Origin of the sequence: uncultured Clostridium sp. (assembly GCF_900547735.1) — a bacterium.
Lineage (GTDB): Bacteria > Bacillota > Clostridia > Lachnospirales > Lachnospiraceae > Otoolea.
Window position 1 is genome coordinate 1 of record NZ_URHZ01000075.1, and the last position, 26284, is coordinate 26284.

21 protein-coding genes are annotated in these 26284 nt (G+C 52.3%); 4 read left to right on the forward strand and 17 right to left on the reverse strand.

Translation table 11 applies throughout. The features are described from left to right. Positions 1–124: 124 nt before the first annotated feature. On the forward strand, positions 125–1534 hold the full coding sequence (locus QZT18_RS19075) for a citrate transporter (RefSeq protein ID WP_294150450.1): 1410 nt from the start codon (positions 125–127) through the stop codon (positions 1532–1534). Between the two features lie 78 nt (positions 1535–1612). Next, entirely contained in the window at positions 1613–3472 is a 1860-nt protein-coding gene (gene asnB, locus QZT18_RS19080; RefSeq protein ID WP_294150451.1) for an asparagine synthase (glutamine-hydrolyzing), read from the forward strand. Between the two features lie 21 nt (positions 3473–3493). On the opposite strand, the gene QZT18_RS19085 is transcribed toward asnB, so the two are convergent. From QZT18_RS19085 to QZT18_RS19120, 8 genes are all read right to left on the reverse strand, one after another. Then, positions 3494–4135 carry a sugar O-acetyltransferase gene (locus QZT18_RS19085; protein ID WP_294150452.1) on the reverse strand — a complete coding sequence of 214 codons (642 nt, stop codon included), beginning with the start codon at positions 4133–4135 and terminating at the stop codon, positions 3494–3496. A 25-nt stretch (positions 4136–4160) separates the two neighbouring features. Further along, positions 4161–5516: an MATE family efflux transporter gene (locus tag QZT18_RS19090; RefSeq protein ID WP_366925929.1), complete on the reverse strand. Its 1356-nt coding sequence runs from the start codon at positions 5514–5516 to the stop codon at positions 4161–4163. A 217-nt stretch (positions 5517–5733) separates the two neighbouring features. Beyond that, entirely contained in the window at positions 5734–7089 is a 1356-nt protein-coding gene (locus tag QZT18_RS19095) for a hemolysin family protein (RefSeq protein ID WP_294150454.1), read from the reverse strand. A 547-nt stretch (positions 7090–7636) separates the two neighbouring features. Then, complete coding sequence (locus QZT18_RS19100) at positions 7637–7984, reverse strand: type II toxin-antitoxin system PemK/MazF family toxin (protein ID WP_003504415.1); 348 nt, start codon at positions 7982–7984, stop codon at positions 7637–7639. Between the two features lie 179 nt (positions 7985–8163). Next, complete coding sequence (gene alr, locus QZT18_RS19105) at positions 8164–9345, reverse strand: alanine racemase (protein ID WP_294150456.1); 1182 nt, start codon at positions 9343–9345, stop codon at positions 8164–8166. Then, positions 9308–10873 carry an NAD(P)H-hydrate dehydratase gene (locus tag QZT18_RS19110; protein WP_294150457.1) on the reverse strand — a complete coding sequence of 522 codons (1566 nt, stop codon included), beginning with the start codon at positions 10871–10873 and terminating at the stop codon, positions 9308–9310. Before QZT18_RS19110 ends, alr begins: the two co-directional genes overlap by 38 nt. Before the next feature lie 2 nt (positions 10874–10875). Next, entirely contained in the window at positions 10876–11238 is a 363-nt protein-coding gene (acpS, locus tag QZT18_RS19115) for a holo-ACP synthase (protein WP_294150458.1), read from the reverse strand. Then, on the reverse strand, positions 11235–11927 hold the full coding sequence (locus tag QZT18_RS19120) for a redox-sensing transcriptional repressor Rex (protein WP_125139977.1): 693 nt from the start codon (positions 11925–11927) through the stop codon (positions 11235–11237). Before QZT18_RS19120 ends, acpS begins: the two co-directional genes overlap by 4 nt. Positions 11928–12165: 238 nt before the next feature. On the opposite strand from QZT18_RS19120, the gene abc-f reads away from it, so the two are divergent. Continuing rightward, positions 12166–14115 (forward strand): ribosomal protection-like ABC-F family protein, encoded by a 1950-nt coding sequence (abc-f, locus tag QZT18_RS19125; RefSeq protein ID WP_294150459.1) that lies wholly within the window; start codon positions 12166–12168, stop codon positions 14113–14115. A 3-nt stretch (positions 14116–14118) separates the two neighbouring features. Here the strand turns inward: abc-f and QZT18_RS19130 are convergent, their stop codons facing one another. The 9 genes from QZT18_RS19130 to QZT18_RS19170 all read right to left on the reverse strand — a co-directional run bounded on the left by QZT18_RS19130 (position 14119) and on the right by QZT18_RS19170 (position 25644). After that, positions 14119–14547 carry a helix-turn-helix domain-containing protein gene (locus QZT18_RS19130; RefSeq protein WP_294150460.1) on the reverse strand — a complete coding sequence of 143 codons (429 nt, stop codon included), beginning with the start codon at positions 14545–14547 and terminating at the stop codon, positions 14119–14121. Positions 14548–14713: 166 nt separating this feature from the next. After that, on the reverse strand, positions 14714–15772 hold the full coding sequence (locus QZT18_RS19135; protein WP_294150461.1) for a TRAP transporter substrate-binding protein: 1059 nt from the start codon (positions 15770–15772) through the stop codon (positions 14714–14716). Beyond that, the gene (locus QZT18_RS19140) at positions 15769–17793 is read right to left on the reverse strand and encodes a helix-turn-helix transcriptional regulator (protein ID WP_294150462.1); all 2025 of its coding nucleotides are present in this window, start codon (positions 17791–17793) and stop codon (positions 15769–15771) included. The genes QZT18_RS19135 and QZT18_RS19140 overlap by 4 nt, the downstream gene beginning before the upstream one ends. A 203-nt stretch (positions 17794–17996) precedes the next feature. Further along, on the reverse strand, positions 17997–20687 hold the full coding sequence (locus QZT18_RS19145; protein ID WP_294150463.1) for a cadherin-like beta sandwich domain-containing protein: 2691 nt from the start codon (positions 20685–20687) through the stop codon (positions 17997–17999). Between the two features lie 82 nt (positions 20688–20769). Beyond that, the gene (tatC, locus tag QZT18_RS19150) at positions 20770–21561 is read right to left on the reverse strand and encodes a twin-arginine translocase subunit TatC (RefSeq protein WP_227029456.1); all 792 of its coding nucleotides are present in this window, start codon (positions 21559–21561) and stop codon (positions 20770–20772) included. 83 nt (positions 21562–21644) lie between these two features. After that, complete coding sequence (gene tatA, locus QZT18_RS19155; protein WP_125139972.1) at positions 21645–21824, reverse strand: twin-arginine translocase TatA/TatE family subunit; 180 nt, start codon at positions 21822–21824, stop codon at positions 21645–21647. Between the two features lie 120 nt (positions 21825–21944). Continuing rightward, a complete protein-coding gene (gene tatA / locus QZT18_RS19160; protein WP_294150464.1) occupies positions 21945–22220 on the reverse strand; it encodes a twin-arginine translocase TatA/TatE family subunit in 276 nt (91 codons plus the stop codon). 364 nt (positions 22221–22584) lie between these two features. Next, the gene (locus QZT18_RS19165; protein WP_294150465.1) at positions 22585–24321 is read right to left on the reverse strand and encodes an oleate hydratase; all 1737 of its coding nucleotides are present in this window, start codon (positions 24319–24321) and stop codon (positions 22585–22587) included. 180 nt (positions 24322–24501) lie between these two features. Further along, a complete protein-coding gene (locus tag QZT18_RS19170) occupies positions 24502–25644 on the reverse strand; it encodes an N-acetylmuramoyl-L-alanine amidase family protein (protein ID WP_294150466.1) in 1143 nt (380 codons plus the stop codon). Between the two features lie 293 nt (positions 25645–25937). Here QZT18_RS19170 and QZT18_RS19175 point away from each other — a divergent pair, with 293 nt between their 5' ends. Further along, on the forward strand, positions 25938–26135 hold the full coding sequence (locus QZT18_RS19175) for a hypothetical protein (RefSeq protein ID WP_125139969.1): 198 nt from the start codon (positions 25938–25940) through the stop codon (positions 26133–26135). Positions 26136–26284 lie beyond the last annotated feature (149 nt).

The window sequence follows — 26284 nt, forward strand, 5'->3', positions numbered from 1 at the left end:
TCCCACCACCCCGTCCGCCGTCTTACAGAGGCGTCCTCGCATCTCAACTAAATCCATATTTTAACGTTCCCCGCCATTCTTACATATTATGGTAGTATATCCTTTTTCTCAGGAGACATAAATTATGCCTGATTCTATTGTAATCCTTACTCCGCTCCACATTCTCTATCTGGTCGGAGTATTTTCTGTTCTGGCCGTGATGGTGATGCGGCGCGATACGCCGCTCATCTGCGTGCTGTTTCTCTTTCTGCTGGGCGCCCTGGGGCTGCATTCCTTTATCGGCGGTATCCAGACCGTGTTCAACGCAATTTTATACGCCGCCAAAGAGTTCATGGAAGTAATCGGCACCATTGCCCTGGTTACCGCGCTTTCAAAGTGCATGGGGGAATTGGGAAGCGACCGGCTCTTAATGGAACCGATGTCAAAGGTAATGAAAACACCGTCCCGCACCTGGTGGCTCTTAGGTATCACAATGTTTGTATTTTCCCTGTTTCTGTGGCCCTCCCCTTCCGTTGCGCTGGTCGGAGCCATCATGATTCCGTTTGCGGTCCGCGCCGGCCTCTCACCGCTCGCCGCCGCCATGGCCATGAACCTGTTCGGCCATGGATTTGCCCTGAGCTATGACGTTGTAATCCAGGGTGCTCCCGCTATATCGGGTGCGGCAGCCGGTATCTCCGCCGCCGACATTCTCTCCGAGGCCTGGCCTGTCTTCTGGGTCATGGGCGGCGTTACCGTCCTGTCCGCTTTTTTACTGAACCGCAAATCCATGGGGATCACCGTCTGCTCTTCCGACAGGCGCTTCCATGTTCCGTATTTCAAGCAGGAGACGGACGAGGAGGAAACACCGGTAATTCCGAATCCAAAGGCAGCCAAAATCCTGGCTGCAGCCGTTGTTTTAGCCTTCCTGGCCGACATTGTCTGCATGCTTGTATTTAATCTGAACGGCGGGGACGCCACCAGTGTCGTATCCGGCACGGCCGTACTGCTTATGTGTCTGGGAGCCGTAATCGGCTTTGGAAAACATTCACCGGAAAAAGTAACCCGATATCTGACCGACGGATTTCTGTTTGCCATCCGCATCTTCGCCCCTGTCATCGTCATCGGCGCTTTCTTTTTCCTTGGCGGCGGAGGAATCACCACCATCCTGGGAGACGGATTCGGCAGTGGAATCCTGAATGACTGGGCGCTCTGGCTTGCCTCCCATACGCCTCTCAATCCCTATATCGCCGCATTCTTCCAGCTTCTAATCGGCGGCCTGACGGGCCTTGACGGATCCGGTTTCTCCGGACTTCCGCTGACAGGCGCCCTGGCCCATACCTTCGGAACCGCAACCTCTGCCTCCGTACCGGTTCTGGCTGCCCTGGGACAGATAGGAGCCATCTTTGTAGGAGGAGGAACCATCGTTCCCTGGGGACTGATTCCGGTTGCCGCCATCTGTAATGTAAACCCCATCGAGCTGGCCCGAAAGAACCTCATTCCGGTTCTGATCGGCTTTACGGCCGCCTTTGCAGCCGCCTGCCTGATGTTGGTATAAATTTTGTTACTGTTCACTCCGTTCCCAGTAATCACGCTACGCGATGCACAGAAACGGCAAATTTAAGGAGGAATCTTTATGTGCGGAATTGCCGGGTTTTTCAACCCGAACAAAGATTTTACACAGGAAAAAGAGAATAACATGAATATTCTGGACGCGATGAACCGGGCCCAGAAGCGCAGGGGACCAGACGATGAGGGCTGTTTCCTGAATGAACATTTCGGCCTGGCCCAGGTACGCCTGTCCATCGTTGATCTGGTCACCGGGCATCAGCCGATGATAGGAAAGGACGGTTCAAAGGGCTTTGGCATCGTCTATAACGGAGAACTTTACAACACGGAAGAGCTGAGGGAGGAACTTCGCCTGGAAGGCCATTCCTTCGACACCTCCGGTGACACGGAGGTGCTGTTAAAGGCCTACCAGACCTGGGGAAGTGATTTCATCACCAGGGTAAACGGAATTTTTGCCCTGGCTATCATGGATATGTCTAAAAACCGGCTTCTGCTCTACCGCGACCGTTCCGGGATTAAACCTCTTTTTTACACGGTCCGTAAAGATACCGATACCGTTGTCTTCGGATCGGAACTAAAAGCCCTTCTCGCCTTCCCGGGAATCCGTCCGGAAGTAGACAAAAAGGGCCTAAATGAAATTTTCAGCATCGGTCCGGCCAGAACCAGCGGATGCGGTGTCTATAAAAATATCCATGAAGTTCTGCCCGGCCATTTTCTCTGCTGCACCCGCTCCGGCAACCGTCAGGAGGCCTACTGGAAGCTGGAAAGCCATGTCCATACCGACTCATTCGAAGATACGGTGGAGAAAACAGGTTTTCTTCTCCGGGACGCCGTAAAGCGCCAGATGGTGTCGGATGTCCCCATCTGTACCTTTTTATCGGGCGGCGTCGATTCCTCCCTCGTCTCCGCCGTCTGTGCGGAGGAACTAAAAAAGCAGAACAAGCGGCTTCACACCTACTCCTTTGACTTTACCGGAAACGCGGAAAACTTTAAGGCCAGCTCATTCCAACCTTCCCAGGATCGCCCGTATGTCGATAAAATGGTGGATTTTCTGGGTTCCGAGCATACGTACCTGGAATGCTCCACAAAGGATCAGGCAGACCTCCTATTTGATTCGGTAAAAGCCCACGATCTTCCCGCTATGGCCGATGTGGACTCTTCCCTGCTCTATTTCTGCTCCCTCGTTGCAAAGCAGCACAAGGTAACGCTGACCGGGGAATGCGCAGACGAGATCTTCGGCGGTTATCCCTGGTTCCATAAAAAAGAATGCTTCCTGGCCGATACCTTCCCCTGGACAATGGATCTGGAGGCCCGAAAAGTGCTCCTGTCCGACGACTTCCTGGATTACCTCAAAATGGACGACTATGTCAAACAAACCTATGACGCTTCCATTGCAGAGGTGCCGAAGCTGGACGGTGAAAATGCGGAGGAGGCGAGGCGCCGGGAAATCTCCTATCTGAATCTGCGCTGGTTCATGCAGACTCTTTTAAACAGAATGGACCGCACCAGTATGTACAGCGGCCTGGAAGCCCGCGTTCCCTTTGCCGATCACCGCATTATCGAATATCTCTTCAACGTACCGTGGGAGATGAAGGCCCGCGGAGGCGTTGCAAAGGCGCTGCTGCGCGAAGCCGGACGCGGCCTTCTGCCGGATGAAATCCTGTTCCGCCGCAAATCTCCTTACCCTAAAACTTACGACCGGAACTACGAGGCCCTGCTGGCCGGACGGGTCCGTGATATCCTTGGCGACTCTTCCTCACCGGTACTCCCCTTCCTGGATAAAAAGAAGGTGGAGCGTTTCCTTGAAAGTCCGTCCGACTATGGAAAACCCTGGTACGGCCAGCTGATGGCCGCCCCGCAGCTCATGGCCTATCTGATCCAGGTAGATTTCTGGATGAGAGAATATCGAATAAGCATCGCAGATTAGGTTACAGAGCAGCAGATCAAATCATTTCCTGTTAAAACTGAAATGTTCCAGGTCTTCCTCAAGTATCAAATCTCTCCTGCTGTCCTCTGCGCCAATGGGGCGCACCGGGCGGCAGGGATTGCCAAAGGCGAGATAATTGTCGGGGATGTCTTTCGTCACAACGCTTCCGGCCCCTATCACCGCCCCGTTTCCGATCCTGACGCCCCCAAGAACCACCACGTTGCAGGCCAGCCAGACATTATCCCCAATATGGATTTCCTCTGCAAATTCCGCCATCGTCGTGTTGCCGTCCTTATCAAGCCCCACTCTCTCCTCTGCAATCAGCGGATGGTTGGTCGCCATCAGCGATACATTGGGACCAAAGCAGACATTATCTCCGATGTAGACTCTCGCGTCATCCATCACCATAAGGTTAAAGTTGGCAAAGAAATTCTCACCGATAAAGGTATGGGTTCCATAGTTAAACTGGACAGGCCCCTGGAAATAATAGGTCTTTCCAATTCCTCCGATAAATTCCCTGATGATTGGAAGGCGTTTCTCATCGTACTCATCCATGGAATTATAGCGGCGGCACGCCTCGTGCGCCTTGTGTTTGATATCTTTCAGCTCTTTCTTTCTGGGATCAAACATCTTTCCCTCATAGATTTTCTCTTCTTCGTTCACTTCTCATCCCCTCCTCTGTCTCACACTACCCCTGTATCTCCGCCGTCAGGTTCTTCAGCCACTTTCTCTGTCTGTACCGCAGATAGCTGAGAACCGTCTTATAAACCTCCTCCAGCGTCACCATGGCATAGACAATATAGATAGGCTGTTTTAAAACCAGTCCTCCCACAAAGGCCATCGGAATTCCGATCAGCCATACGCCGCTGCAGTCGAGAAAGAGGCAGACAGCGGTATCCCCGCCGCTTCGCAGCACTCCCACGATGTTGACATAGTTAAACATCTTAAACGGCATAAACAGTGAAAAGACAATCAGGCACAGGCTCACATCGCGGGCCACTTCACCGGACAGCCTGTAGAGATCAATAATCTGCCAGCGGACGCCCGCACAGAAGAATGCCATAATCACGGTGACGATAAACTGAAGAATCAGGAAGTTCTTCGCATACCGCTCGGCCCTCTTCATCTGGCCGGCTCCCAGCTCGTTTCCGAGAATTACGGCGGTTGCCGCGCTCAGTCCCTGGAACAGGACCGACATGATGTCCTGAATCGTCGTGGCGACCGTAATCGCCGCCACCGCATTGTCCCCCATACGCCCATATGCCAGGGAATACATCGTAACTCCCAGTCCCCAGATAAACTCATTGGCAATAACCGGTGACGCCGTTGCAAAGAATTTTTTCACAAAGGCGGCCGAGTAGCCGAACAGTTCCTTCGGGCGGCAGGCCAGGGGCGATTTGTTCAAATACACCACTAAAAGCAGGGCCGTCATCTCCACGATACGTGCAATCAGTGTGGCTAATGCCGCGCCGACCACGCCCATGGCAGGCGCACCGAATTTACCGAAAATAAAGGTATAGTTAAAAAATATGTTAATCAGGATCGTACAACTGCTGATAACAACCGGGGCTTTGACCTTGCCCACTGCCCTCTGCATGGCAACGTATGTATTGCTGACCGCGATAAATGGATAAGAAAGCGCCACCAGGGACAGATAGGAAGCTCCGATGCGTATTGCATCCTCCCCCGTTGTAAATATCCTCATTACCTTCTGCGGAACCGCCACCGCCGGGATGAAAAACGCAAGCGCCGCGCAGGTGGCCAGAACCAGTGCCAGTCCCAGGACCTTTCTGATATTCTTAATATCGTGTGTCCCCCAGAACTGCGCCGCCAGAATCCCGGAACCGCTGACAATTCCGAACACCAGTAACGTCATCACGAAAAACACCTTGTTGGCCAGTCCCACCGCAGCGATGGATGTAGCCCCAAGAGAGCCGATCATCATGGTATCCACCATATTTACAATTGTATTCAACATGCCCTGCATGGCTACCGGCAGCGCTATCTTTACAGCCTTGGACAGAAATATCCTGTCCGTCATCATAATCTTTGTATCTTCCAGTATCTTTTTCATCTTCCCTGCCTTTTTCTCTTCCGCCTTATCTCTTTTGTCCGGCCTCTTTTGTCTTTAAAAAGCCAAAAAGAACGCCCGGGCAACGCTCAGGCGTTCAAACTTTTATGGATGCTGCATCCCGTACATTAAGTGCACAGGCGCTGTTCATCGGCAATGAAAAGTCCGCAGCACGCGCCTTTCACTGTTCTTATTCTTTCTCTTCCGTCTTCTTCACGGAAACCGGCGCCGCAGTCACTGCGTGAACCATCTTGTTCTCAACCGAGAGAACCTTGAAAAGATAATTCTGGTACTCCACCTCAGGCTGCTCCCCCTCTCCGGGGATGCGGTCCAGCTTGGAGATCAGAAATCCGTTTAACGTATCGTAATTTTCGTAATCCTCGTCGTCAAACTCAATATTCAGCGCTACTCCCACCTCATCGAGGGGAGCCAGCCCGTCAAAAATAAAGCTTCCGTCGTCGCGTTTGGAAATGTAATCCTCATCCTCGTCATATTCATCCAGGATGTTTCCCACAATCTCCTCCAGGATATCCTCCATCGTCACGATTCCCGCAGTCTGGCCATACTCGTCCACCACAATCTCCATATGTATTTTCTGGGACTGCATCTCTTTAAACAGCGTGTCCACATGGCGTGTTTCCGGAATGAAATGGGGTTCCCGTAAAAGCCCGTCCAGTTCTCTGAGACTTTTCTTTCTGTTTTCCTCTTTCTCGGCAAACCCAAGGGCATCCCTCATATGGAGAATTCCTACAATATCGTCGATATCCTTTTCGAAAACAGGGAAACGCGAGTTATTCGCCTCCGTCAATATATAGGTTACCGCCTCATCCAGGGACAGCGAGGCGTCTAACGCCGTTATATTGGTTCTGTGGGTCATAATGTCCCCGGCCTCTTTGTCGTTCAGCTCGAAAATGTTCGTGATCATCTCGGCTTCCCCGGCCTCCAGGACTCCCTGCTCATGACCTTCATTGACCATCAGCATAATATCTTCTTCCGTCACATTGTCGTCGTCGGAATTTAAATCGATCCCCATCGGCTTCAGCACCAGGGCCGAGAGAGCCGACACGAGAAACGTAAAGGGACGCAGCAGGATCACAATTATCTGCACCATGGAGAAAACTCCATATCCCCACTTCTCCGGCTTTCTGGCCGCACACTTCTTCGGAATCACAATCCCGAAGCTGATAAGCACAGACAGCACAACAATTCCGGCAGCCACTACGCAGGCTGTATAAACCAGCATCTCATGCCCATCCTGCGAATGCTTTATCAGCATCTGGAACAACTGCCCCAGCTGCCTCATCACATAGGCTCCTGCCAGAATTCCGATTATATTGGTCATCACCTGGACCGTATAGATAAATTCGCCAGGTTTGTTGATCAGCCTCAAAAGCTTCCCTGCCCGTTCGTTTCCTTCTTCCGCCTCCTTCTCGAGGCTGTTCACATTCATGTTCTGAATGGCTGAACCAAAGCCGTATAAAACAGCGTCAATCAGAATAAAACCAACAAGTATCAGTATACTTAAGGGCCAATACCCATCGTCCATATTTTTTAATTACTCCTTTTATTGATAGCGGTGAAAAGCTGCGGCCGTATGCATTGCCCCGGTTACTTTTCATCGTTTCATTCGTACGGTTATAATCTTTCCGCCAGATGCCCGCTCTTAAACCTTTACTGTTCACTCCGTGCCCAGCAATCCGCTACGCGATGCACAGAAACGGCAAAAAACTCCGTTGATTGTAATGAAAAGTCCGCATCGCGCACTTTTCGTTGCGTCGCGCCGCTTAACTCGGGATTTTCACGAAAAACACGTGAAAACACCTCGCGGGATACATCCGTGTGAACAGTAACCTTAAACCCTCTGCTACGTCAAAACCTTTGCAGAATATTAATCCTGACATCTGTCACTATATCATCTTTCCATGAGGTTCGTCAATAATAACTATCCACTCCGTGTGCAGTAATACGCCCTGTCATGCGCAGAAACGGCGGGAAACGCCGTTTTGCACCGCACAACGCGTGATTTTCACTTATAATGCGTGAAAACGCCTCGCAAAATAGAGCCGATATGACCGGCAACCGTCAATGATAACCTATGTATCCAGCTCAAGGCTTATCATCAGCGCACGATCCACGTCCTTTAACAGCTCGTCGTCAATATGGCAGATTCTTTCTTTCAGCCGCTGTTTGTCTATGGTCCGAAGCTGCTCCAGGAGGATTACGGAATCCCGTATCATATCACACCTTTTCGTGTTTAACTCCACATGAGTTGGCAGCTTTGCCTTGTTCATCTTGGATGTTATTGCCGCACAGATTACGGTTGGGCTGTGCTTATTCCCTATATCATTCTGTATAATCAGCACCGGCCTGACGCCTCCCTGTTCCGAGCCGACAACCGGTCTTAAGTCTGCATAATAAATATCTCCACGCCTGATAATCACTTGTTTCACTCTCCGTCAAAATTCTTTATGTCCTTAGTATTGACCTGTTTTGACCCGAGTATTCCGCCGACCGCAATTCTTTTTCATCCCGTTATTCCCTACTGATTTATCATATGGGAAAAACAGGCCTGCAGTTCCCCGGAAAGTGAAAATTGAGTGTGTTTCTTTATTATGTCCTCCTACATAAAATCGGCATATTTGTCATCGAACCAGTCCTTGCTGCCGACGATCTTCCCGTTCCTTGTATACACTCTGGGAACGCGTTTTCCCAGGACACAGGGAATCTCGTACCGGAATCCTCCGCACATGCCTGCCAGCTCCTCCATGGAAATCCTCTCTTCCCCGTCGCAGCCGACCAGTGTGACGCGGTCATCCTCCGCCGCTTCCGGGATATCCGACACGTCCACCATGAACTGATCCATACAGACGCGTCCCAGTATCGGCGCCCGTCTGCCCCGGATCAGGACGCAGCCTTTTCCCGAAAGGTTTCTGGGGTACCCGTCCCCATACCCGGCTCCGACTGTGGCAATCCGCATTTTTCTGCCGGCCGTAAAGGTTCCGCCGTAGCTTACGGGCGTTCCCGGCTCTATCTCCTTCACATATGTGATAAAACTCCGGATCTCCATCGCGGGGCGCAGCTCCATCTCCCGATTCACCTCGTCGGAGGGATAAATCCCATACATTGAGATTCCGGCCCGAACCGCGTCCAGGCCCATCTGCGGCAGATCCATGATGGCGGCGCTGTTGGCGCAGTGGCGGACCGGTATTTCGATTCCCCTGATTTTAAGCGCTTCGGCAAATTCCATATACCGTTCGTACTGGAGCGCCGTAAAGTCTTTATCCGTCTCATCCGCCTTGGAAAAGTGGGTGAAAAGGCCTTCTACCGTAATACCGGGAAGCGCCTTTATTTTCTCCACCTCGCCGATGCTCTCCCCGCCGGGCTGATAGCCGATCCGGCTCATCCCCGTATCCAGCGCAATATGGATAAACGCCGTCTTACCCTCTGCTGCAGCCGCCCTTGAGAGGGCCTCCGCCTTGGAATATTCATAAATGGCCGGCCTGATATCGTACTCCAAGATTGTTTTATAATCTCTTTCGTGTGTATTGCCCAGCACCAGAATCGGCTTTGTAACGCCGTGTTTCCGGAGTATTACCGCTTCCGGGACCGCAGCCACCGCGTAGCCGCAGACAAAGGGATCGATGGCTTTTGCCACCGGTACCGCGCCGTGGCCGTAGCCGTCTGTTTTTACAACGCCGATCATCCCGGTTCCCTCCGGCAGTCCGGCCTCCATCGTTTCCATATTCTTTATAATATTGTCAAGGTTAATTTCCGCATAAATTCTGCTGTATGGTTCTTCCATTGCCGTCCTCCTGCATAATTGAATCCGCTATCTCCCTGGCGAGAATCGAATGTTCCCCTCTGCCTGCCGCGGCGCGCTCTCCCGCCAGTCCGTGGAGCCACACGCCCATGGCCGCCGCCTCATCCTCCTGGAGTCCGAGGGCGATGAGCCCCGCAATCAGGCCGGTCAGCACATCGCCGGAACCGGCTTTTGCCATGGCTCCGCCGCCGCTGCTGTTGATATAGACGGAACCGTCCTTCCCCGCCACCACGGAAACGGCGTCCTTTAAAACACAGGTCACGCCCTTCTCCTCACAATAGCCGACGGCCGCGCCGGGAAGATCCTCCCTCAGTTCAGCGATATCCTTTTCCACCAGTCTGGCCATTTCCCCCAGATGGGGAGTTACAATCACATTTTCCGTGAAAAATTCCGCCAGATGCGGGTATTCCGCCACGGTATTCAGTCCGTCCGCATCGAGTATGATGGGGACATAGGCCGATAAAAGCACGTATTCCGTCAGTTTCACCACGTGGCGTCCCCTTCCGAGACCGGGGCCCAGGACAATCACGCTGGCCCAGGCGCATTCCCGCTCCACAAGATCCCTGAACGCCTCGGGCTCCTCGGCCTCCATCTCCTCCGGATACGATGTGATAATAGCCTCGGGGAGGAGTGTCTGCAGCATCGGCACATTGCCGTCCACCGTCAGGATTTTCACCAGGCCGGCTCCCGTCCTGTATGCCGACAGCGCGCTTAAATAGGCGGCCCCGCACATTCCTTTTGAGCCTGCCGCAATCAGCACTTTTCCGTACGTTCCCTTATGGGAATCTTTCTTCCGTCCGGGAATCCGGGACTGATCGCCCGGTTCATAAGTAAAATAGCGTTTTCCTTCATAGGAGTCAAAATCCGGGAAACCGATGTCTTTCACCGCCACGCGGCCGCTGTAGCCTTTTCCCGGATAGATGGCCGTCCCCACCTTCTCATAGCCGAATGTCACCGTCAGATCCGCTTTTACCGCCGTTCCCATGACACGCCCCGTCTCGGAGCTGATACCGGACGGAATATCCACCGCCACGGTAAATTCCGGTGTCAGACCGGTAAGAAACTCCACCGCCTCTTTAAATTCGCCTTCCACGTCTCTTGTAAGCCCCACCCCGAAGATGGCGTCCACCGCCACGTCAAAACGGCCGGGGAGGTACCCGCCGAAACTTTCCACGGCAATTCCCAGTTTCTCGTCAATCTCTATCTGGCTTCTCATCTCTTCGGTCCAGCGTTCCCTGTCTCCAACGGTAATAACGGAAACCTGGAACCCTCTCAGATGCAGAATCCTGGCAATGGCGGCTCCGTCGGCGCCATTGTTGCCCGTTCCGCAGAATATCAGAGTAACGGCCTTCTCAAAGGGCTTTTTCCCTGTTTTTTTATATTCCAGTTCCAATTCATCCGCCACGCTCAGGGCGGCCCGCTCCATCAGCACCATGGACGGAATCCCCACGGTCTGAATCGCATAGGCATCTATCTCTTTCATCTGTTTTCCGGTTACAAGGCGTCTCATACTCAGTCCCCCTCTCCCACTGCATAGGCCGATGCGTACCGGGCCGTATTGCTGATTGATACAAACAGCCTTTTGATCCCCAGTTCGTCCGCCTGCTCCTTTGCTTTCCCATATAAATTCACATAGGGTTTCCCCAGTTCATCCCGAAGTACCTCAATCTCCCTCGGCCCGAAGCTTCTAAATCCTGTCCCAAACACCTTGGAAACCGCTTCCTTTACGGCAAAATTGCCGGCCAGCCGGGCTATATTCCCCCCGGCCTGCCGGCACTCTTCCTCTGTATATGCACGCAGTAAAAAAGCCTCTTTGACACAGGCTTTTTTAACTCGTTCTATTTCAATTAAATCTGTTCCAACACCTATAATCATTTCTTCTCTCTGGCGTCTCCTGCTCTTCCAAGGGCCTCTTCTCTCTCCCGCTCCTGCTGATCCTGCATGTTGCAGACACGGTAAGAAAGACGCATCAGACTCTCGGATAAATGCACATTCTCCACTACCACATCGTCGGGAACCTGCAGGTCCGTATGGGCAAAATTCCAGATAGCCTTGATTCCTGCTTTGACAAGACGCTCTGCGATCTCAGGCGCCTTGGACTTCGGAATCGTGAGGGCTGCAATCTGCACCTCGTTGTCCTTGATGAACTGTTCCAGGTCTTCAATCCCCCTGATCTCAACTCCGCGGACTACCAGACCTACCAGACGGGGATTCACATCAAACATTCCCTTGATGATAAAACCACGCCGCTCGAAATTCGTATAATTGGCAATCGCCTGCCCCAGATTACCGGCCCCTATGATAATCAGGTTATGCTGTCTGTCAATTCCCAGAATTCTCGCAATCTCAGTATATAAATACTTCACATTATATCCGTATCCCTGCTGTCCGAAACCGCCGAAATTGTTAAGATCCTGCCGAATCTGAGAAGCCGTCACTTTCATTCTGATACTTAAATCATTTGAAGAAATCCGCTCGACACCCTCTTCCAGCAACTCTCCCAAATACCGATAGTATCTTGGCAGCCTGGAAATCACTGCTTTTGAAATCTCTTTCTGCTCCACGGCTCTTCATCACCTTCTCTCTGAAAAATAAATTACTAATAATTATTATAGCATATGACAAATTATTGTCAAAGGTTTTTTGCTGAGCCTTGAAAAACCGCTCTGTTTATACTATAATTAACCATTAGCGGTATAAAGCGCTGCTGTTCACACCGGATATATGTCACTGTTTACACCGCACTGCGCCGTGAACAATAACGGATATTCCGCGTAAACACCAATGAACCGGGAGGATACTATGATTCTGTCATGTAACAACATATCAAAAGCATTCGGCACCGACTCCATACTGGAGCATGTGTCATTCCATATAGAAGAACGCGAGAAAGCGGCGATTGTCGGAATCAACGGCGCCGGCAAAACAACGCTTTTTAAGATCATTGTCGGCCAGATGGCGGCCGATGAGGGGGAGGTCGTCTGTTCCCGCGGAAAAACCCTCGGATATCTGGCGCAGCACCAGGATATCAGCAGCGATAACACGATATACGACGAGCTTATGGAGGTCAAAAAACCCATCCTCATGATGGAGCAGCAGATCCGTGAGCTGGAGATAAAAATGAAGCATACAGAGGGCGATGCGCTGGAGGAGCTTTTTCAGACCTACAGCAGGCTGAACCACGAGTTTGAGCTGATGAACGGCTATGCCTGGCAGAGTGAAATTACCGGCGTCTTAAAGGGCCTGGGATTTGTGGAGGAAGAATTCAGAAAACCGGTTAAGGAATTATCAGGCGGCCAGAAAACACGCGTTTCCCTCGGCAAGCTCCTGCTCTCGAAACCGGATATTATTCTGCTCGACGAGCCGACCAACCACCTGGACATGGAATCCATCGCCTGGCTGGAGGGATATCTTATCAACTACGCGGGAACCGTCGTGATTGTGGCCCATGACCGTTATTTCCTGGACCGCGTCGTGACGAAGATCATCGAGCTGGACAACGGCAAAGCCACCACCTTCCAGGGCAACTACTCCGCCTACGGCGAGAAGAAGGCCATGCTGCGCGCGGGAATCATGAAAGCATATTTAAACCAGCAGCAGGAAATCAAGCATCAGGAAGAGGTAATCACAAAGCTGCGTTCCTTCAACCGTGAAAAGTCGATCAAACGGGCGGAAAGCCGTGAAAAGCTGCTGGCCAAGATCGACGTGCTGGATAAACCGATGGAATTAAACGATGCGATGAACATCACGCTTGAGCCGAACATTGTCAGCGGCAACGACGTCCTGACCGTGCGCGGACTCACCAAGAAGTTCGACGGGCCGGTACTCTTTTCGAACGTGGATTTTGACATCAAGCGCGGCGAACGGATTGCCATCATCGGCAACAACGGCACCGGCAAAACCACGGTTCTGAAAATCATCAACGGACTGGTAAAACAGGATGCCGGGGAGATTACGCTGGGGGCAAAGGTCCAGGTTGGATATTACGATCAGGAACATCAGGTGCTTCACATGGACAAAACCCTGTTCCAGGAAATCCAGGACACTTACCCGAACATGAACAACACCCAGATCCGCAATATCCTGGCCGCATTCCTTTTCACCGGCGACGACGTGTTCAAGATGATCCGCGATCTGAGCGGCGGCGAGCGCGGACGCGTATCCCTGGCAAAACTGATGCTCTCCGAGGCCAATTTCCTGATCCTGGATGAGCCGACCAACCATCTGGACATTACCTCCAAGGAGATCCTGGAAAACGCCCTGGTAAATTATACGGGAACCGTTCTGTACGTCTCCCATGACCGTTATTTTATCAACAAGACGGCCACCAGAATCCTGGACCTGAAAAAGGGAACCCTGATCAATTATATCGGGAATTACGATTACTATCTGGAAAAGAAAGATACGATGGAGCAGCTTTATGTCCCGGCTGAGGACCTTTCGTCCTCCCCGAATCCAAACGCTGCCTCCGCCTCCGAGTCTTCCTCCGGTCCCTCGTCTTCTATGGACTGGAAACAGCAGAAGGAGCTGCAGGCCAAACTGCGTAAGAAACAGAATGCCCTGAAAAAGACGGAGGATGACATACACGCCCTGGAAACAAGGGAACAGGAAATCGACGGGCTGCTCTGCCTGGAAGAAGTATTTTCAGACGTGCCGAGGCTGATGGAGCTGAATAAAGAGAAGGAAGAAATCGCCTCCAAACTTGAAAAACTCTATGAAACCTGGGAGGAACTGGCGGAAGACGCCGAGTAATTTTTACTGCTCCTGTCCGTTCTGTTTCCCGTCCTTCTGCAGCAGGCAGATCCCCGCGCAGGCAAGTCCGATTCCCAGGAGGGTAAATCCCGTGTTCATATCCATCGCTCTCATGGACGACAGGACAATGACTGCGATTCCCATGGCCAGGGCGGCCGCCTTAAAAACAAGCATGACAATTTCATGGATTTGCTGGTTTTTACTTCCCTCCGTTTTGGGACCGGGCGCCTCGGCCTGCATCAGTTCATCAATCGATATCCCCAGAATCTCCGCAAGTTTTGGGAGGGATTTCACATCAGGGCAGGACAGTTCCCTCTCCCATTTGGAAACCGCCTTGTCCGTCACTCCCATTTTTGCGGCCAGCTCAGCCTGCGTCATTTTCTTTTCCCTGCGAAGGGAGGCAATTGTCATTCCCATCGTCCGTTTTTCCATAACCATATACCTCCATTCTCCAGGTGAACCGCACGGCAGCCAATGCGGTCCCGCATATCAAACGGTCATCGGTTCCATGATACCACTTCTCCGGAAACACCTCAACCGACCGGCAGGTTAGTCTGCCCGACCGGTGGTTTACAAGGTAACGTTTACATGTTACCCTTTACTCCCCGCGCAGGGCCTTAAGCAGGCGGTCTATCTTCTCATCCCCTGCCCTGGCCCTCAGAGCGGCTTCCACCACGGGGCCTCCCGTTTCTCTCATCTTAAGAAGCAGTTCGTCGGAAAGTTCCACCGTCTCAATGCCGGATTCGGACAGGACCTCGGTGCAGGAATAAAGCTCCCTCTCGTCGGTCTCTCTGGCGTAATCCACCATCTCCTCCGCCGTCTCTTTCAAAATCTGTTGTTCTTCCCCGCTCAGCGAATCATAAAATTCCCCTCCCACCAGCATACAGTCGAAGTAGATCTTATGATTTGTATGGATCAGGTACTTTTGCAGACGCTCAATGGAGTTGGAGACAATCAGCGGCAGCGTATTCTCCTGGGAGTTCACAAGCCCCTGCTGAAGCGCGGAATAGACCTGATGGATATCATATAACTTCGTCTGTGCGCCCAGACTCTGCCAGTACGCCCCTTCCATCGCATTGGAGGAATATATTCTTATCTGCAGCTTTGAAAAATCCGTTTCTTCCATTATCTTGTCATTGCTTGTCAATACCCGGTAATGGGCGGGGAAAACGGCCAGGAGCTTTGTTCCCCGCTCCTCACATTCCTCCTCCAGCATCCGGCGGACCTCACCTTCCCTGAGAAGTCCGTCTATCTCTTCCAGGGAGGCATCCGATAAGGTGGTCGCCCACAGCATCGCCTCCATCGTCTCCGTGGCGGCCGGACCGATTCTCATCTCCACCGTCCCGTTCAGAAGGGGTTTATCGCTGTCATTGACATGTCCCAGCGTATCGTCCGGGAATGTTTCCACGAGAAATCCGCCGTCCGAGCGCTCCTCCAGCCGCATTTTAAAACGCCCGGCTATCTTCTGGGTCGTACTGTATGCGGTGGCGGAATGTGTCAGGAGAATCACCTTTGCCTCCTGCCCGACCATCGTATCCGGTTCCCGCTCCTTCAGAAGAAGGCTGAAAAGCTCCGTCTCGGGCTGTGCGGCTCCGCATCCGGCTAAAAGTAAGAAAACGGCCGTCCAGAGAACTGCCAAAACTCCCTTTATTCTCATGCGTCTCCCCCTTCCTTTATCCTGGCCCGGTATTGACCCGGAGTCTCTCCCTCATACCGCTTGAATACGCGGATAAAACTCTGCGGTGAGTTAAATCCCACCCTGAACCCGATGTCTCCGATCGTCTCATCCGTCTCCCTGAGAACGTCTTTTGCCTGCTCCAGACGGTAACGGTTCAGATAATCCAGGAACCCCGGCGGCTGGTGCTCCGCAAATATTCTGGACAGGTAAGGCGCCGTAAGTCCCAGCTTTTCGCTGATACTCTCCAGGGAGAGGGAACTGTCGCCATATCCGTCCTTGATCAGCTCCTTTGCGCGCTCCACGCGGGTATGCACCTCCCGGTTCCCTTCCTGCTCCTTCTTACCGTTATCTCCTTTTAATAAGCGGCCAAGCATCTGCACGCCCGGATTCTCCGGCCTGGCTCTATCCATCCTCTGTTCCAAATCCGCCTGCGCCTGCAGCCAGAGCACATTTAAATCAAAGAGCGTTCCCGCCAGATCGCTTCCTCCCGCCGCCACTTCAAAACCGCGTTCGGCCAGACGGCGGCGGAGGGACTTTTCAAACCGTTCCAGCTCCCGGTACCATGTCGTTTCCGTCATGGCCGTTTTCATGCAGAGTACGATACCAAGCCCCTGTTCCTCCATATCCACGGGCTGAACCAGGGCCGCTTTTCCCCAGTACTCTTCACTGCAGCGGATTACCTGGAGTCCGTACAGCTCTCCGTCCACCGGACTTTCACCTCCATGCTCCCTGCTCCTGTAGGTAAGAGCCAGAACACGGTAGCTGCCGTCAAGCGGAAATGGACTTTGAATTTGTTCCAGTGTCTGCCTCACCGCATTTTCATCCCAGCTTTTACCGGTCATCAACTGTTTAAAAAGATGCTCGCTGAGCGAGGCCCCAACCGACTGTAGAATGGCCTTCAGTCTCTCGTTCTGTTCACGGTCCTCCTTAACGATTCCCCGCAGCAGCTCCTGTTCGGTAGCCGACACCCCGCCGTTTCCCATCCGGCCGCCCTGGTGCTTCTGTGAGATCAGCGATTCCAAAAGTGCGCGGAAAGGCCGGTAAATGCGCCATATCAGGTAAAAAGACGCAACCGTCAGCAGCACCAGTGCAAACAGGCCGTATGTAACCAAAGCTCTCACCAGACTGGGCGCCTCCACATCCAGATGAATCCCGTCCATATGCTGTATGAAATACCATCCCGTCCTGTCCGACTGGTAAACCAGAATGTATCCTTCCCCGGAACGGTAAATTCCCTTCCCGTCCCCTGTCTGTTCCTGCTCCGAAACCATCAGCCGCTCCTGGCCGGGATAGGCCAGCATACCCGAGAAAACCGGGATTCCCCTGCTGTCATAGACATAAATCATCCCGCCTCCCGTCGTCTGTTCCGCCGCCAGTTCCATCTTCCGGTAAATTTCGGGCAGATTCAGCCTGAGAATCACCCTTGCCAGTGTCTTCGCATCGGGATAATCCATTATCATCCATCCCTCACCGTCCAGGCAGAAAAAGCCGTTTCCAAAGCCTCCCGTTTTCATAGCCCCGGGTAAATTCCCGTTCCCTGCGGCGCCTCCCTTAACATCCAGGAGTTCCTGCCGTGAAAAGTTCTCGCTGTTAACCACGCTTTTATCCGAGCCGAGCACCTTTTCCGAATAAGGCAGGTACAGGTATGCCTCCGTCACATCTTCGTCCCTGTCCACGAGATTCGACAGCTCCTGCACCACGTTCATGGCCTGCTGCTGAAGCAGGTTTTTGCCCGAAACCATCAGGCGGCTGCAGTCCTGCGCCTGCAGAAGGCTCTCCATTTTTGCGGTCAGCGAGGCAGCCGCCTTGTCCGCTTCCAGGCTCCGCTCCTTCATATTGGCAAAACAGACGTCCGACTGTTTCTCCAGATATTGCTCTTCATATAAATTTCCGAGAAAATAAGCAAAAAAGGTGCCGATCACGATGGTTACCGCCATAAGCACCAGCAGCGTTTGTCCAAACATTCCGGAAAACCGGAATTTAAACCTTATCCGTTTCATCCATTTTACCCCCGCTCTATCGTACCATAAATCATTTCTCCGGACAAGGCGGCCGCGTCACTCCACGCTAATTCCCCGGGGTGAATAAATCACTTCCCGGGGAATTGGCGCAAAATCGGCGTGGTCCGGCCTCCGGCCAAACCGCAGCAAATGATGATATATAAAACGGTAAACCGCTCGATCCGGCAGACGCTATCTGCTTCCTATGCCGTTTTAAAGGTAAATGTATAGGTCCGCTCCGTTTTTCCGTCCGGGCCCGTTACCGTGACGACGGCCGGTCCCGGCACCGGTACGGTAACCGGGCAGCGGCTGGATGCGGGGGCGCCGTTGACCGTAAGGCCGGTGATGCGTTCCGACATGGCCACCGGCGTCATGGTCACGGTTCCCTGAAGCGCAGAAACGATCACCTCATACTCATATTCAAACGGAACAAACTTGTTGGAAACAGCATATTTTAACCGCCCGTCTTCCAGAGTTTCATTTTCCATCTCCTGTCCTGCTTTGTACTTGAAGTCGTGGCCGACGAGTTCCGCGTCCAGGAAGGTGACGCTGCTGAGCTGTGCATTCGTCCTGTAGTCGAAGTAGAGGTTTTCCTCCACCCGCTCGCTCGCCCCCGTATTGTCAACCTCCAGGCGTGTAAACACATTGCCGTCGTATTTTCCCTTGTACTCTGCCAGAACCTGTTTTCCTGCGATGGAAAAGCCGGTCCAGTTCAGGGTGTTAAAGCTGTTTCCGTCTTTTGCAAGGAGAGCGCCGTCGCCGCGCCTGTCATCGCTGACTCCGTCCGGGCCGTAATTGACCAGGTTCTGAAGACACTGCTCCCAGACCATCAGGTAGTCGGAACCGACCCCGATCCGGTTGTGGCCCGTATACAGCTCTTTGACCGATTTGCCCTCCTTTGTATAGGCCGCCATCAACTGCTGGTGCAGCGATAGCAGCAGATCCTGGCGCACGCCTTTGGCTCCGAACTGGTCCGCCACCCAGTAGCGGTTGACGCCGTAAATATCGGAGGAGAACAAAAGTCCGTGTTCGCGGTCATAGATCAGAATGGAGGCATCCTCATGGCCGGGAAGCTGGTAAAACTCAAATTTGCAGTTTCCCAGATCCAGGGTATCCCCCTCGGAAACGGGATGCACTTTATCGCCTTCATAGGTACCCGATACCGTACCGTCGATAACAGGATTGCCGCTTGTGTAATCTTTGGCATACGTCTCAATGCTCCATTCCCCGCCCATTGGGCCGACCCTGTCGCAGAAATATACATCCAGGCCGTTGTGGTAGGCAACCGCCAGCGCCCCCTTATGATCCGGATGGTTATGGCCCAGCACAAAGACATAGGGCTTGGTCGCGATCTCATTTACCCGGTCAATCAGGCTGGTCGTGGTGTTGGTCGGCATCAGGCCGTCGTAGAGAATTCCCATCCGGCTGCCCTCAATGTAATAGGCCGCCGCCTGGAAGTTGTCGAAGAAACGGTAAACGGCCGGGTAGTCCTCTGAACCTTCATGGAGCTTATCCGTGGCAAAATCGTGCCAGGCAGGACGGTCAATCCGCCAGATAAACCGGCTTACGGGGCTGTCGGCCAGACCGTCCCTGGTGGCATAGGCCTCCACCTCCACACAGAAATAAACATTGTCATAGGGAAAATCCCAGTTGTTATTCAGGCCGAACATGGGATCGGTGGAGTATCCAGGAATATAATCAATCCAGTCTCCCCACTCATCGCTTAAAGTGACGCCGTTGCCGCGGTCCCCGATAAACAGTCCCTTCATCTCCGGGTGGGAGATGTTAAAAGCACGGCAGCGCCAATGCACCGTTGCATTCTTGGTCGGCGTGAACCAAATGGGACGGCAGCGTACGAATTTACGGTGGGATACCGGCATCGCCCACACAGGGGAAACCATTCGCCTGCCGATGGTTTCAATAATAATCCGCGCCTCCGTATCGGTAATTCCATCGGTCGGGTTGATGGTCCGATCCGTCCTTCCCCTCATATAATTATGTCCCGCCAGCGTATTCAGCGCAGTCCTGCAGTCCGGGCTTATTTTGGCCGCATCCTCGAATTCGGACAGATAATCCGTTTCCAGGTTACCGAGGCGGAAGGCGCTGCACAGAATCACAGCCGCATCTTCCCGGGTCATGGCCGACATCGGGTAGAAACAGTCATCCGGGGACGCCGCGGACAAAATTCCCATATCAAGGGCCGCTTCCACCGGTTTTACATAGTCGTTCCTTCCGTTCACGTCAAAATAATTTCTTACGCGCTCCTCTTTCAGAACATTGCCGTCACCGTCGATATCGGTTCCGTCATCCATGACGCCGTTATAGTGATACCAGCCGAAATAGCCGGCCAGGCGGATCATAAAGTCTCCTCTCGTCATCGGCCGGTCTACCTCGATAGAATGGGCGCCCGACGTCTGTCCTGTATGGAAATTCACGGAATATACCGTTCCCTCCAGGGACCAGGTTATCTCCACATCATATCCGCCTACGCCGTCCCGCATGACAATGGTTCCGTCCGGATCCACGGATACGAGGTGCTTATTGCTTGATCTCCATGTGCCCTCCGTCTTCTCTTCCCCGTCTACGACGGCCGCCAGTTTCACCGGCTGGATAAATTCGAGTGTATAGGTCTGGCCGTTCATATTCACGTCACCGCCCTGTATGTAGATACCTCCCTCGGGAGCTTTCTTCTTTTCCGGAACCGGTGCGGAGCTTTCCCCTTTTTCCGTTCCTTCCGTGCCCGAGGTCACCGCGGCCGCGGCGCATCCCGGCAGAATCGAGGACAGGCTGATGGCGGCGGCTCCCCATGCCATTCCCTTCACAAACTGGCGTCTGCTGATCGTTCCCGACGGCCGTTCCTCCTGTGTATCTGTCTTTTCCAATGTTTCTCTCATGAGCGTTCCCTCCTCAAAAATCACATTAATATTATAGATGTCCGGCCCCTGCATTCAGCATTGCGGCGCCGTCCACATTTTCTCACTCTGTTTTCCTCTTTTTCAGCTTCTTCCGAAAGAGAATCCGGCAAAGAAGCAGGCTGAGTTCAAATAAAAACAGCATCGGAAATGCCACCAGTATCTGCGATGTCACATCCGGCGGCGTGATCAGGGCGGCTATGATAAAGACCGCAAGAATCACGTATTTTCTGTTTTTTCTCAGCACTCCCGGGTTAAGGATTCCGGCTTTTGTCAGCATGATCACAACCACCGGCAGTTCAAAGACAATGCCAAATGTCACCAGGGTCGTCGCCACAAAGCTGATATAGCTCTCAATCGATACCATCGGGGAAATCGTCTGTCCGGCATTCATTCCTGCAAAAAACAGCAGCGTGATGGGAAGGACGATTTCAAACGCAAACGCCGCTCCTATAAAAAACTGCGCCATCCCAAAGGTCAGGATCACAAAACACGACCTGCGTTCCCCGCGCGTCAGCCCGGGCCTTACGAATCCCCATATCTGGTAGATAATAACCGGACAGGCAAAGGCTGCGCCGCCAATCAGCGCGAGGCGGATATACGACAGCACCAGTTCCGTGGGGGCAATATATACAAACTGAAATCCTTCCGCCTTCTCTATCAGCCGCTCCGTCAGCCAGGCCGCCTGCCCCAGGCAGAGAAATACGGCTCCGAAAAAGCAAATGATACAGGCCGTCAGCCGTTTTCTGAATTCCTCCAGATGGGATACCAGGGACATCCTGCACTCTCCGGCTTCTCTTTTCAGTTTCAGGCGTTTCAGAAAAGCGGCACGTTTCCCGCCCAATTCTTTCTCCAAATTCCATCACCTCACTTCTGTTCCGGGCAGCCCTGCCGCATAACCCGGAAACTACGATTCCACCTGCAGTCAGCCTGCTTTTGTCAGCTTTCCGCCTGTTCCTCCGCCGCCGGGAACGTCTCGTCCTCGGCTCTCTTACTGCTCCTCTTAAAATTTCCTATGGTCTGTCCCATCGCCTTCCCAAGCTGAGGCAGCTTTTTAGGGCCAAAAATTAAAATCGCAATACCCATTATAATTAACAGTTCTGTTGTTCCCAGTCTCATTCCGTTCTCCTTTTCTATTTTTCTTTCTTCTGCATTTTTCTTCCTTTTGCCCATTGCCGTCTTTTCTTCGATTATTTACATCACGGCGGCTTCCCGTAACAGGTCATGCTGTCTGAACTGTTACGCTTCCCGGCTCCTGTCCTGACTCTGCACCGGTGCGTCCTCCTCCCGGACCGTCCCGGCATCCCTGCATTCCGGCTGCGCGGCGGCCTGATGCGTCTTGGGAGCGGCCGGCTCTGCGCTCTCGTTCCATTCTCCCTCAAAGGAGTTCACATACCTTTTGAAGGATCCGGCCGCCTGGCCTGCGAGTTTTCCAAGCTCCGGCAGTTTTGACGGGCCGAAGACAACCAGCGCCACCACCAGGATCAGGAGCAATTCCGTTGTTCCAATTTTCATTCCCTGCCTCCTTATTATTGTCCGTGCGGATATCCGCGTAAATATCCATCGCCGCGTGAATTTTATCCGCATCTGAAATTTGATAGTGACAGCTTAACAGGGAACAGGGCGGTTGTATATTTTCAATTCTTTTCCTGTAAGGAAAATCATGGGATATTTTTGTTAAAACAGCGTTTTTTGTTCATCCGTGTACGGACAGCTTAAAAATTGTTAAAGCAAAAAGAATAAAGTCCGGGCGGGAACAGTCTGCTTTCCTGTTCCCGCCCGGACTTTATTCTTTTGCTTTGTTCTATATTCTGCTTTATGCTGATTTCCCCGTTGTCCGGATTACTGTTTCGTTCCGGATTCCGTCTCAGGCTGTTACTTATAAATAAGCTTTTTTCACTGCCTTCAAGAGAATCTTCGGCATCTTGTTGTATGGTGTAACCGGACAAATCGTCTTATTCACATTCATCAATGTGTATACGGCGATTCTGGCGGCCCTTACGGAATATTCTTCAGTAAATACCATGTCATCCGGTATTTCCACAAACTGGCTCATCATGGCGAAGTTGGTGGAACCCTCCGGCACAACCTGCGGACGGTCGCTCATCTTGCGCGGTTGGAACTGTGCGTCAACATAAGGCATATAGCATGGGATTACATTGATAACCGTCTCCATCAGCTCTGCTATCTCCTCCTCCGGAATATGAAGCTGATGCAGATATTCATTCAGCATCTCCTCGCCGGTGCAGTCCTTCATGGCTTTCTTCACATAGTCGCCTTCCCTGTCGGTGTAAAGGCCGTATCCCCAGAAGATCGTCACGTCTGCCGGCTGATTCGGGAAATGAGGCTGGGCAGCCACTACGCTGCTCATCTTCCATCCGGAATCCTTGAACGTCATCAGGGCGCCGCTGCCCGGAATGTTGCCGGTAAACGCCTCGATTTTCTTCAAAATCCTGTCGCCGCGGCAGGTAACGGTAAAGCTCAGCCAGTTGGATTCATGCTCTTTCGTAAAGAACGGCTCAGGGTTGCCGAGACGGCCCGGTTTCTTTGCCGCAATCTTGGTCCACAGTTCTCCGGAAATCGGTTTGCGCTCCGGAACGGGCGCCGGTGTATGCAGATCGCCCAGTGTGGCGCTGTCCGTCATGCAGGCGTTGATCATAAAGCAAAGGTCGTCCGCCTTAAGCTCTACGGTCTTCGTCTCGCCATTGTCGTTCAAATGAAGTTTCGTAACGGTGATATCGTCTCCCTCGGCGAAATCGATATCCTCCACAGTACAGTTTTCTTTAAATACAACGCCCTCTTTTCTCAAGTATTCCTCGATCGGGCGGATGATGCTGTCGTACTGGTTGAGCGGGCTTCTCGTAACGCCTTCCAGCGTCTCGATACGGCTGAACTCAAATATCATTCTGTTCATATAGCGGCGGAACTCGAATACACTGCTCCATGTCTGGAATGCGAACGTCGTCTGCCACATGTGCCAGAAATTCGTTGTGAAGAAATGAGGCATATCGTCAAACCACTCCTGGATTGTCACCTCATCCAGATCCTTCTCGTCGGCGCGCAGAAGTTTGAGGATTCTCATTCTCTCCGCCTGGGTAAAGCCCATGCTGCGGACATCCAGGATATTGCCGTCCTTGTCCACCAGACGCGCCTTGGCACAGGTCGGATGAGCATGGTCAAAGTTCAGAATCTCCTCCGTCACGCTTCTGTTCGGCTGTGTGAGGGAAGGAATCGTCCTGAACAGCTCCCAGAAGTTCTCGTAGGTCTCCTCATTCAGCATACGGCCGCCGCGGCATACAAATCCGCCTTCCGGCGTTCCGATTCCATCATTGCTGCCGCCCAGAATATGCATTCCCTCATAGATGGTAATCTGCTCTCCCGGAAATTTACAGTCGCGGATCAGATAGGCCGCGCCCGCCAGGCTGGCCAGACCTCCGCCTACAAAGTGAGCGGTTCTGCCCTCATAACTGCGGCGGCTCATGACAGCCTCTTCCACTGCGTCTTTTTTCACTTCATCGCTCTTTTTCTTCTGGTCGTAAATTTTTTTTGCAGCCACGCCTGCAACTGCGGCGGCGGCTCCGGTGGTCAGGATGCGACCCCATCTTTTCTTTCCCATAATAACAGACCTTCTTTCTTTTACTTTCCAATACGGTATACGTCCTGTGCCTGCCTGTCCGTAAACGGCAAAAACAGACTCTCTGTTTCCATATTATACCACCTTGGTTCACAAATGTCACTACATGTAGTTATTAATTCTACATCGCATTATATCGGCATATTATGCAGAGGCGGCGTATCAGGAGGACGCCGGTCCAGGCTCATTCCCCAGTTCTTCGTCATTGGCAGGGCCGTTCCCATTTGAAACAATTCCGGGGTCCTCATCCATCATCAATTCTTCCGAATCCGGTTTTCTGCCCGCCGTATCAAGCCCCAGAGCTTTCTCCAGGTTCTTTACAAGCTCCGGGCTGTTGCGCTTCATGTCAATACGGATTTCCGTATTGCCGTAGCACTGGATCAGCCAGCCGAACCACATCGCCGGATCACTGTCGAAATAGGACGGCAGAGACTGTGCCATGCTGCTCTCCGAAAGATACTGGTAGAAATCAGCCATAAAATCATTATCTTCTTTATCATTCCCCGTTGCATAGGCAATATATTCACCAAAAGCCATTGCCAGAGTTTCCGGGTTGGTAAATTTCAGTTTTTTATAATTTTTATCCGTCTTGTGATAGACAAAGTAAATCCCCTGATCGGTCTTGGGGGCGGAAAAATATTTCTTATCCGTGTAGTACATGAATTCCCAGCCCGACTCTACAAACTTCTTAATCCACTCTCTCGGAACGCCGGAAAGAGCCTGGGTGATCTTGTCCCGCTCCTCGTTTGTAGGTTTTCTTTTTCCCTGTATCGTCATGTCGTAGCGGTTGTCCCGCAGCCCGTTCTCATCGTAATAGTTCATGCCGACAAACTGATTGGCCGCCATCTGCCCGTCTTCATAAAAATAGTATTTATGCCCGTCAACCATACGGAATCCCCTGTTATACATCACGCCCTTGGAATCAAACCAGTACCAGGCCCCGCCCTTTTGAAGCCAGCCTTTTGTCACGGCACCGTCCTCATCCATGTAATGCCACTGTTCCTCGTCCGCATCGTAAGCCCAGCCCGTGGCCATCTCCCCGTTCTCACGGAAAAAGTAGTAATTTGACCCTATTTTTCTAAGCCCCGTCTGCATGTAACCGCTGCTGCTGAAGTAATACCAGCGCCCGTCGTCGTACAGCCAGCTTTTTTCCAGGTACATACCGTCGGGCAGCATGTACTGCCAGTCCTCCCCGTCCCCGGTCCAGTCACCTTTGACGGACGGGTCTTCCTCAGCCAGGGCGGTGCCTGTAAGCAGAAACAGCATCAGGCAGACAGAAAAAAACAGAACCCCATATTTCTTCAAAACACAGCGCCCCTTTCCTGCTCAAACTAAACTCCGTTTTAGTTATTTTACCGCACCGCCAATCAAAAGTATAGTGAAAAATTCTTACAGCATTCATAAAAAATGCCGCACGGGATGTTACCCGTAAACAGAAAACCGGCGAATTTACCGTAAAGATTTCTCTTTTTGTCCCTGTTTTTTCCGTTGTCTTACCATCTTTCTTGTAGTATACTGGGAACCATAATATCAGCCGGACAAACGGACAGCCCGCCGATTTTCAAGGGGCGCCGGGCCGGAGAAAGAGAGATATCACCATGAAATACAAACGCCCACTGGCGATTGCCGGAGTCGTCATAATACTCCTGCTTTATGTGTCAACCATCGTATTCGCCTTAATCGACAGCCCGCTCGCGCAGAGCCTTTTAATGGCTTCCCTCTTCTGCACCGTTGTGGTGCCAGCGGTTCTTTATGGGTATTATGTGATTATTAAATATATGAAAGATCGGAAGTAGGATTTAGTTGAGATGCGAGGACGCCGCTGGGGGATGACGGGCGGGGGTGTGGTTGTGTGGTGAGTCTTCAGTCCCGGTTGGTAGGGTGTGGTGAGGGGGAATCCGGGAGAAAAAATTCCTACGGGGACTCGCTCCCGCTTGTGGAATGC

What these genes read in the sequence shown, in the direction of transcription:
- QZT18_RS19110 (WP_294150457.1), bottom strand. Translation starts at nt 10,873, where the DNA reads ATGAGACGCCTTGTAACCGGAAAACAGATGAAAGAGATAGATGCCTAT.
- QZT18_RS19095 (WP_294150454.1), bottom strand. Translation starts at nt 7,089, where the DNA reads ATGGACGATGGGTATTGGCCCTTAAGTATACTGATACTTGTTGGTTTT.
- QZT18_RS19135 (WP_294150461.1), bottom strand. Translation starts at nt 15,772, where the DNA reads ATGAGAATAAAGGGAGTTTTGGCAGTTCTCTGGACGGCCGTTTTCTTA.
- alr (WP_294150456.1), bottom strand. Translation starts at nt 9,345, where the DNA reads ATGGAAGAACCATACAGCAGAATTTATGCGGAAATTAACCTTGACAAT.
- QZT18_RS19090 (WP_366925929.1), bottom strand. Translation starts at nt 5,516, where the DNA reads ATGATGACGGACAGGATATTTCTGTCCAAGGCTGTAAAGATAGCGCTG.
- abc-f (WP_294150459.1), top strand. Translation starts at nt 12,166, where the DNA reads ATGATTCTGTCATGTAACAACATATCAAAAGCATTCGGCACCGACTCC.
- QZT18_RS19175 (WP_125139969.1), top strand. Translation starts at nt 25,938, where the DNA reads ATGAAATACAAACGCCCACTGGCGATTGCCGGAGTCGTCATAATACTC.
- QZT18_RS19145 (WP_294150463.1), bottom strand. Translation starts at nt 20,687, where the DNA reads ATGAGAGAAACATTGGAAAAGACAGATACACAGGAGGAACGGCCGTCG.
- QZT18_RS19075 (WP_294150450.1), top strand. Translation starts at nt 125, where the DNA reads ATGCCTGATTCTATTGTAATCCTTACTCCGCTCCACATTCTCTATCTG.
- QZT18_RS19130 (WP_294150460.1), bottom strand. Translation starts at nt 14,547, where the DNA reads ATGGAAAAACGGACGATGGGAATGACAATTGCCTCCCTTCGCAGGGAA.
- QZT18_RS19165 (WP_294150465.1), bottom strand. Translation starts at nt 24,321, where the DNA reads ATGGGAAAGAAAAGATGGGGTCGCATCCTGACCACCGGAGCCGCCGCC.
- asnB (WP_294150451.1), top strand. Translation starts at nt 1,613, where the DNA reads ATGTGCGGAATTGCCGGGTTTTTCAACCCGAACAAAGATTTTACACAG.
- tatA (WP_294150464.1), bottom strand. Translation starts at nt 22,220, where the DNA reads ATGAAAATTGGAACAACGGAATTGCTCCTGATCCTGGTGGTGGCGCTG.
- acpS (WP_294150458.1), bottom strand. Translation starts at nt 11,238, where the DNA reads ATGATTATAGGTGTTGGAACAGATTTAATTGAAATAGAACGAGTTAAA.
- QZT18_RS19140 (WP_294150462.1), bottom strand. Translation starts at nt 17,793, where the DNA reads ATGAAACGGATAAGGTTTAAATTCCGGTTTTCCGGAATGTTTGGACAA.
- tatA (WP_125139972.1), bottom strand. Translation starts at nt 21,824, where the DNA reads ATGAGACTGGGAACAACAGAACTGTTAATTATAATGGGTATTGCGATT.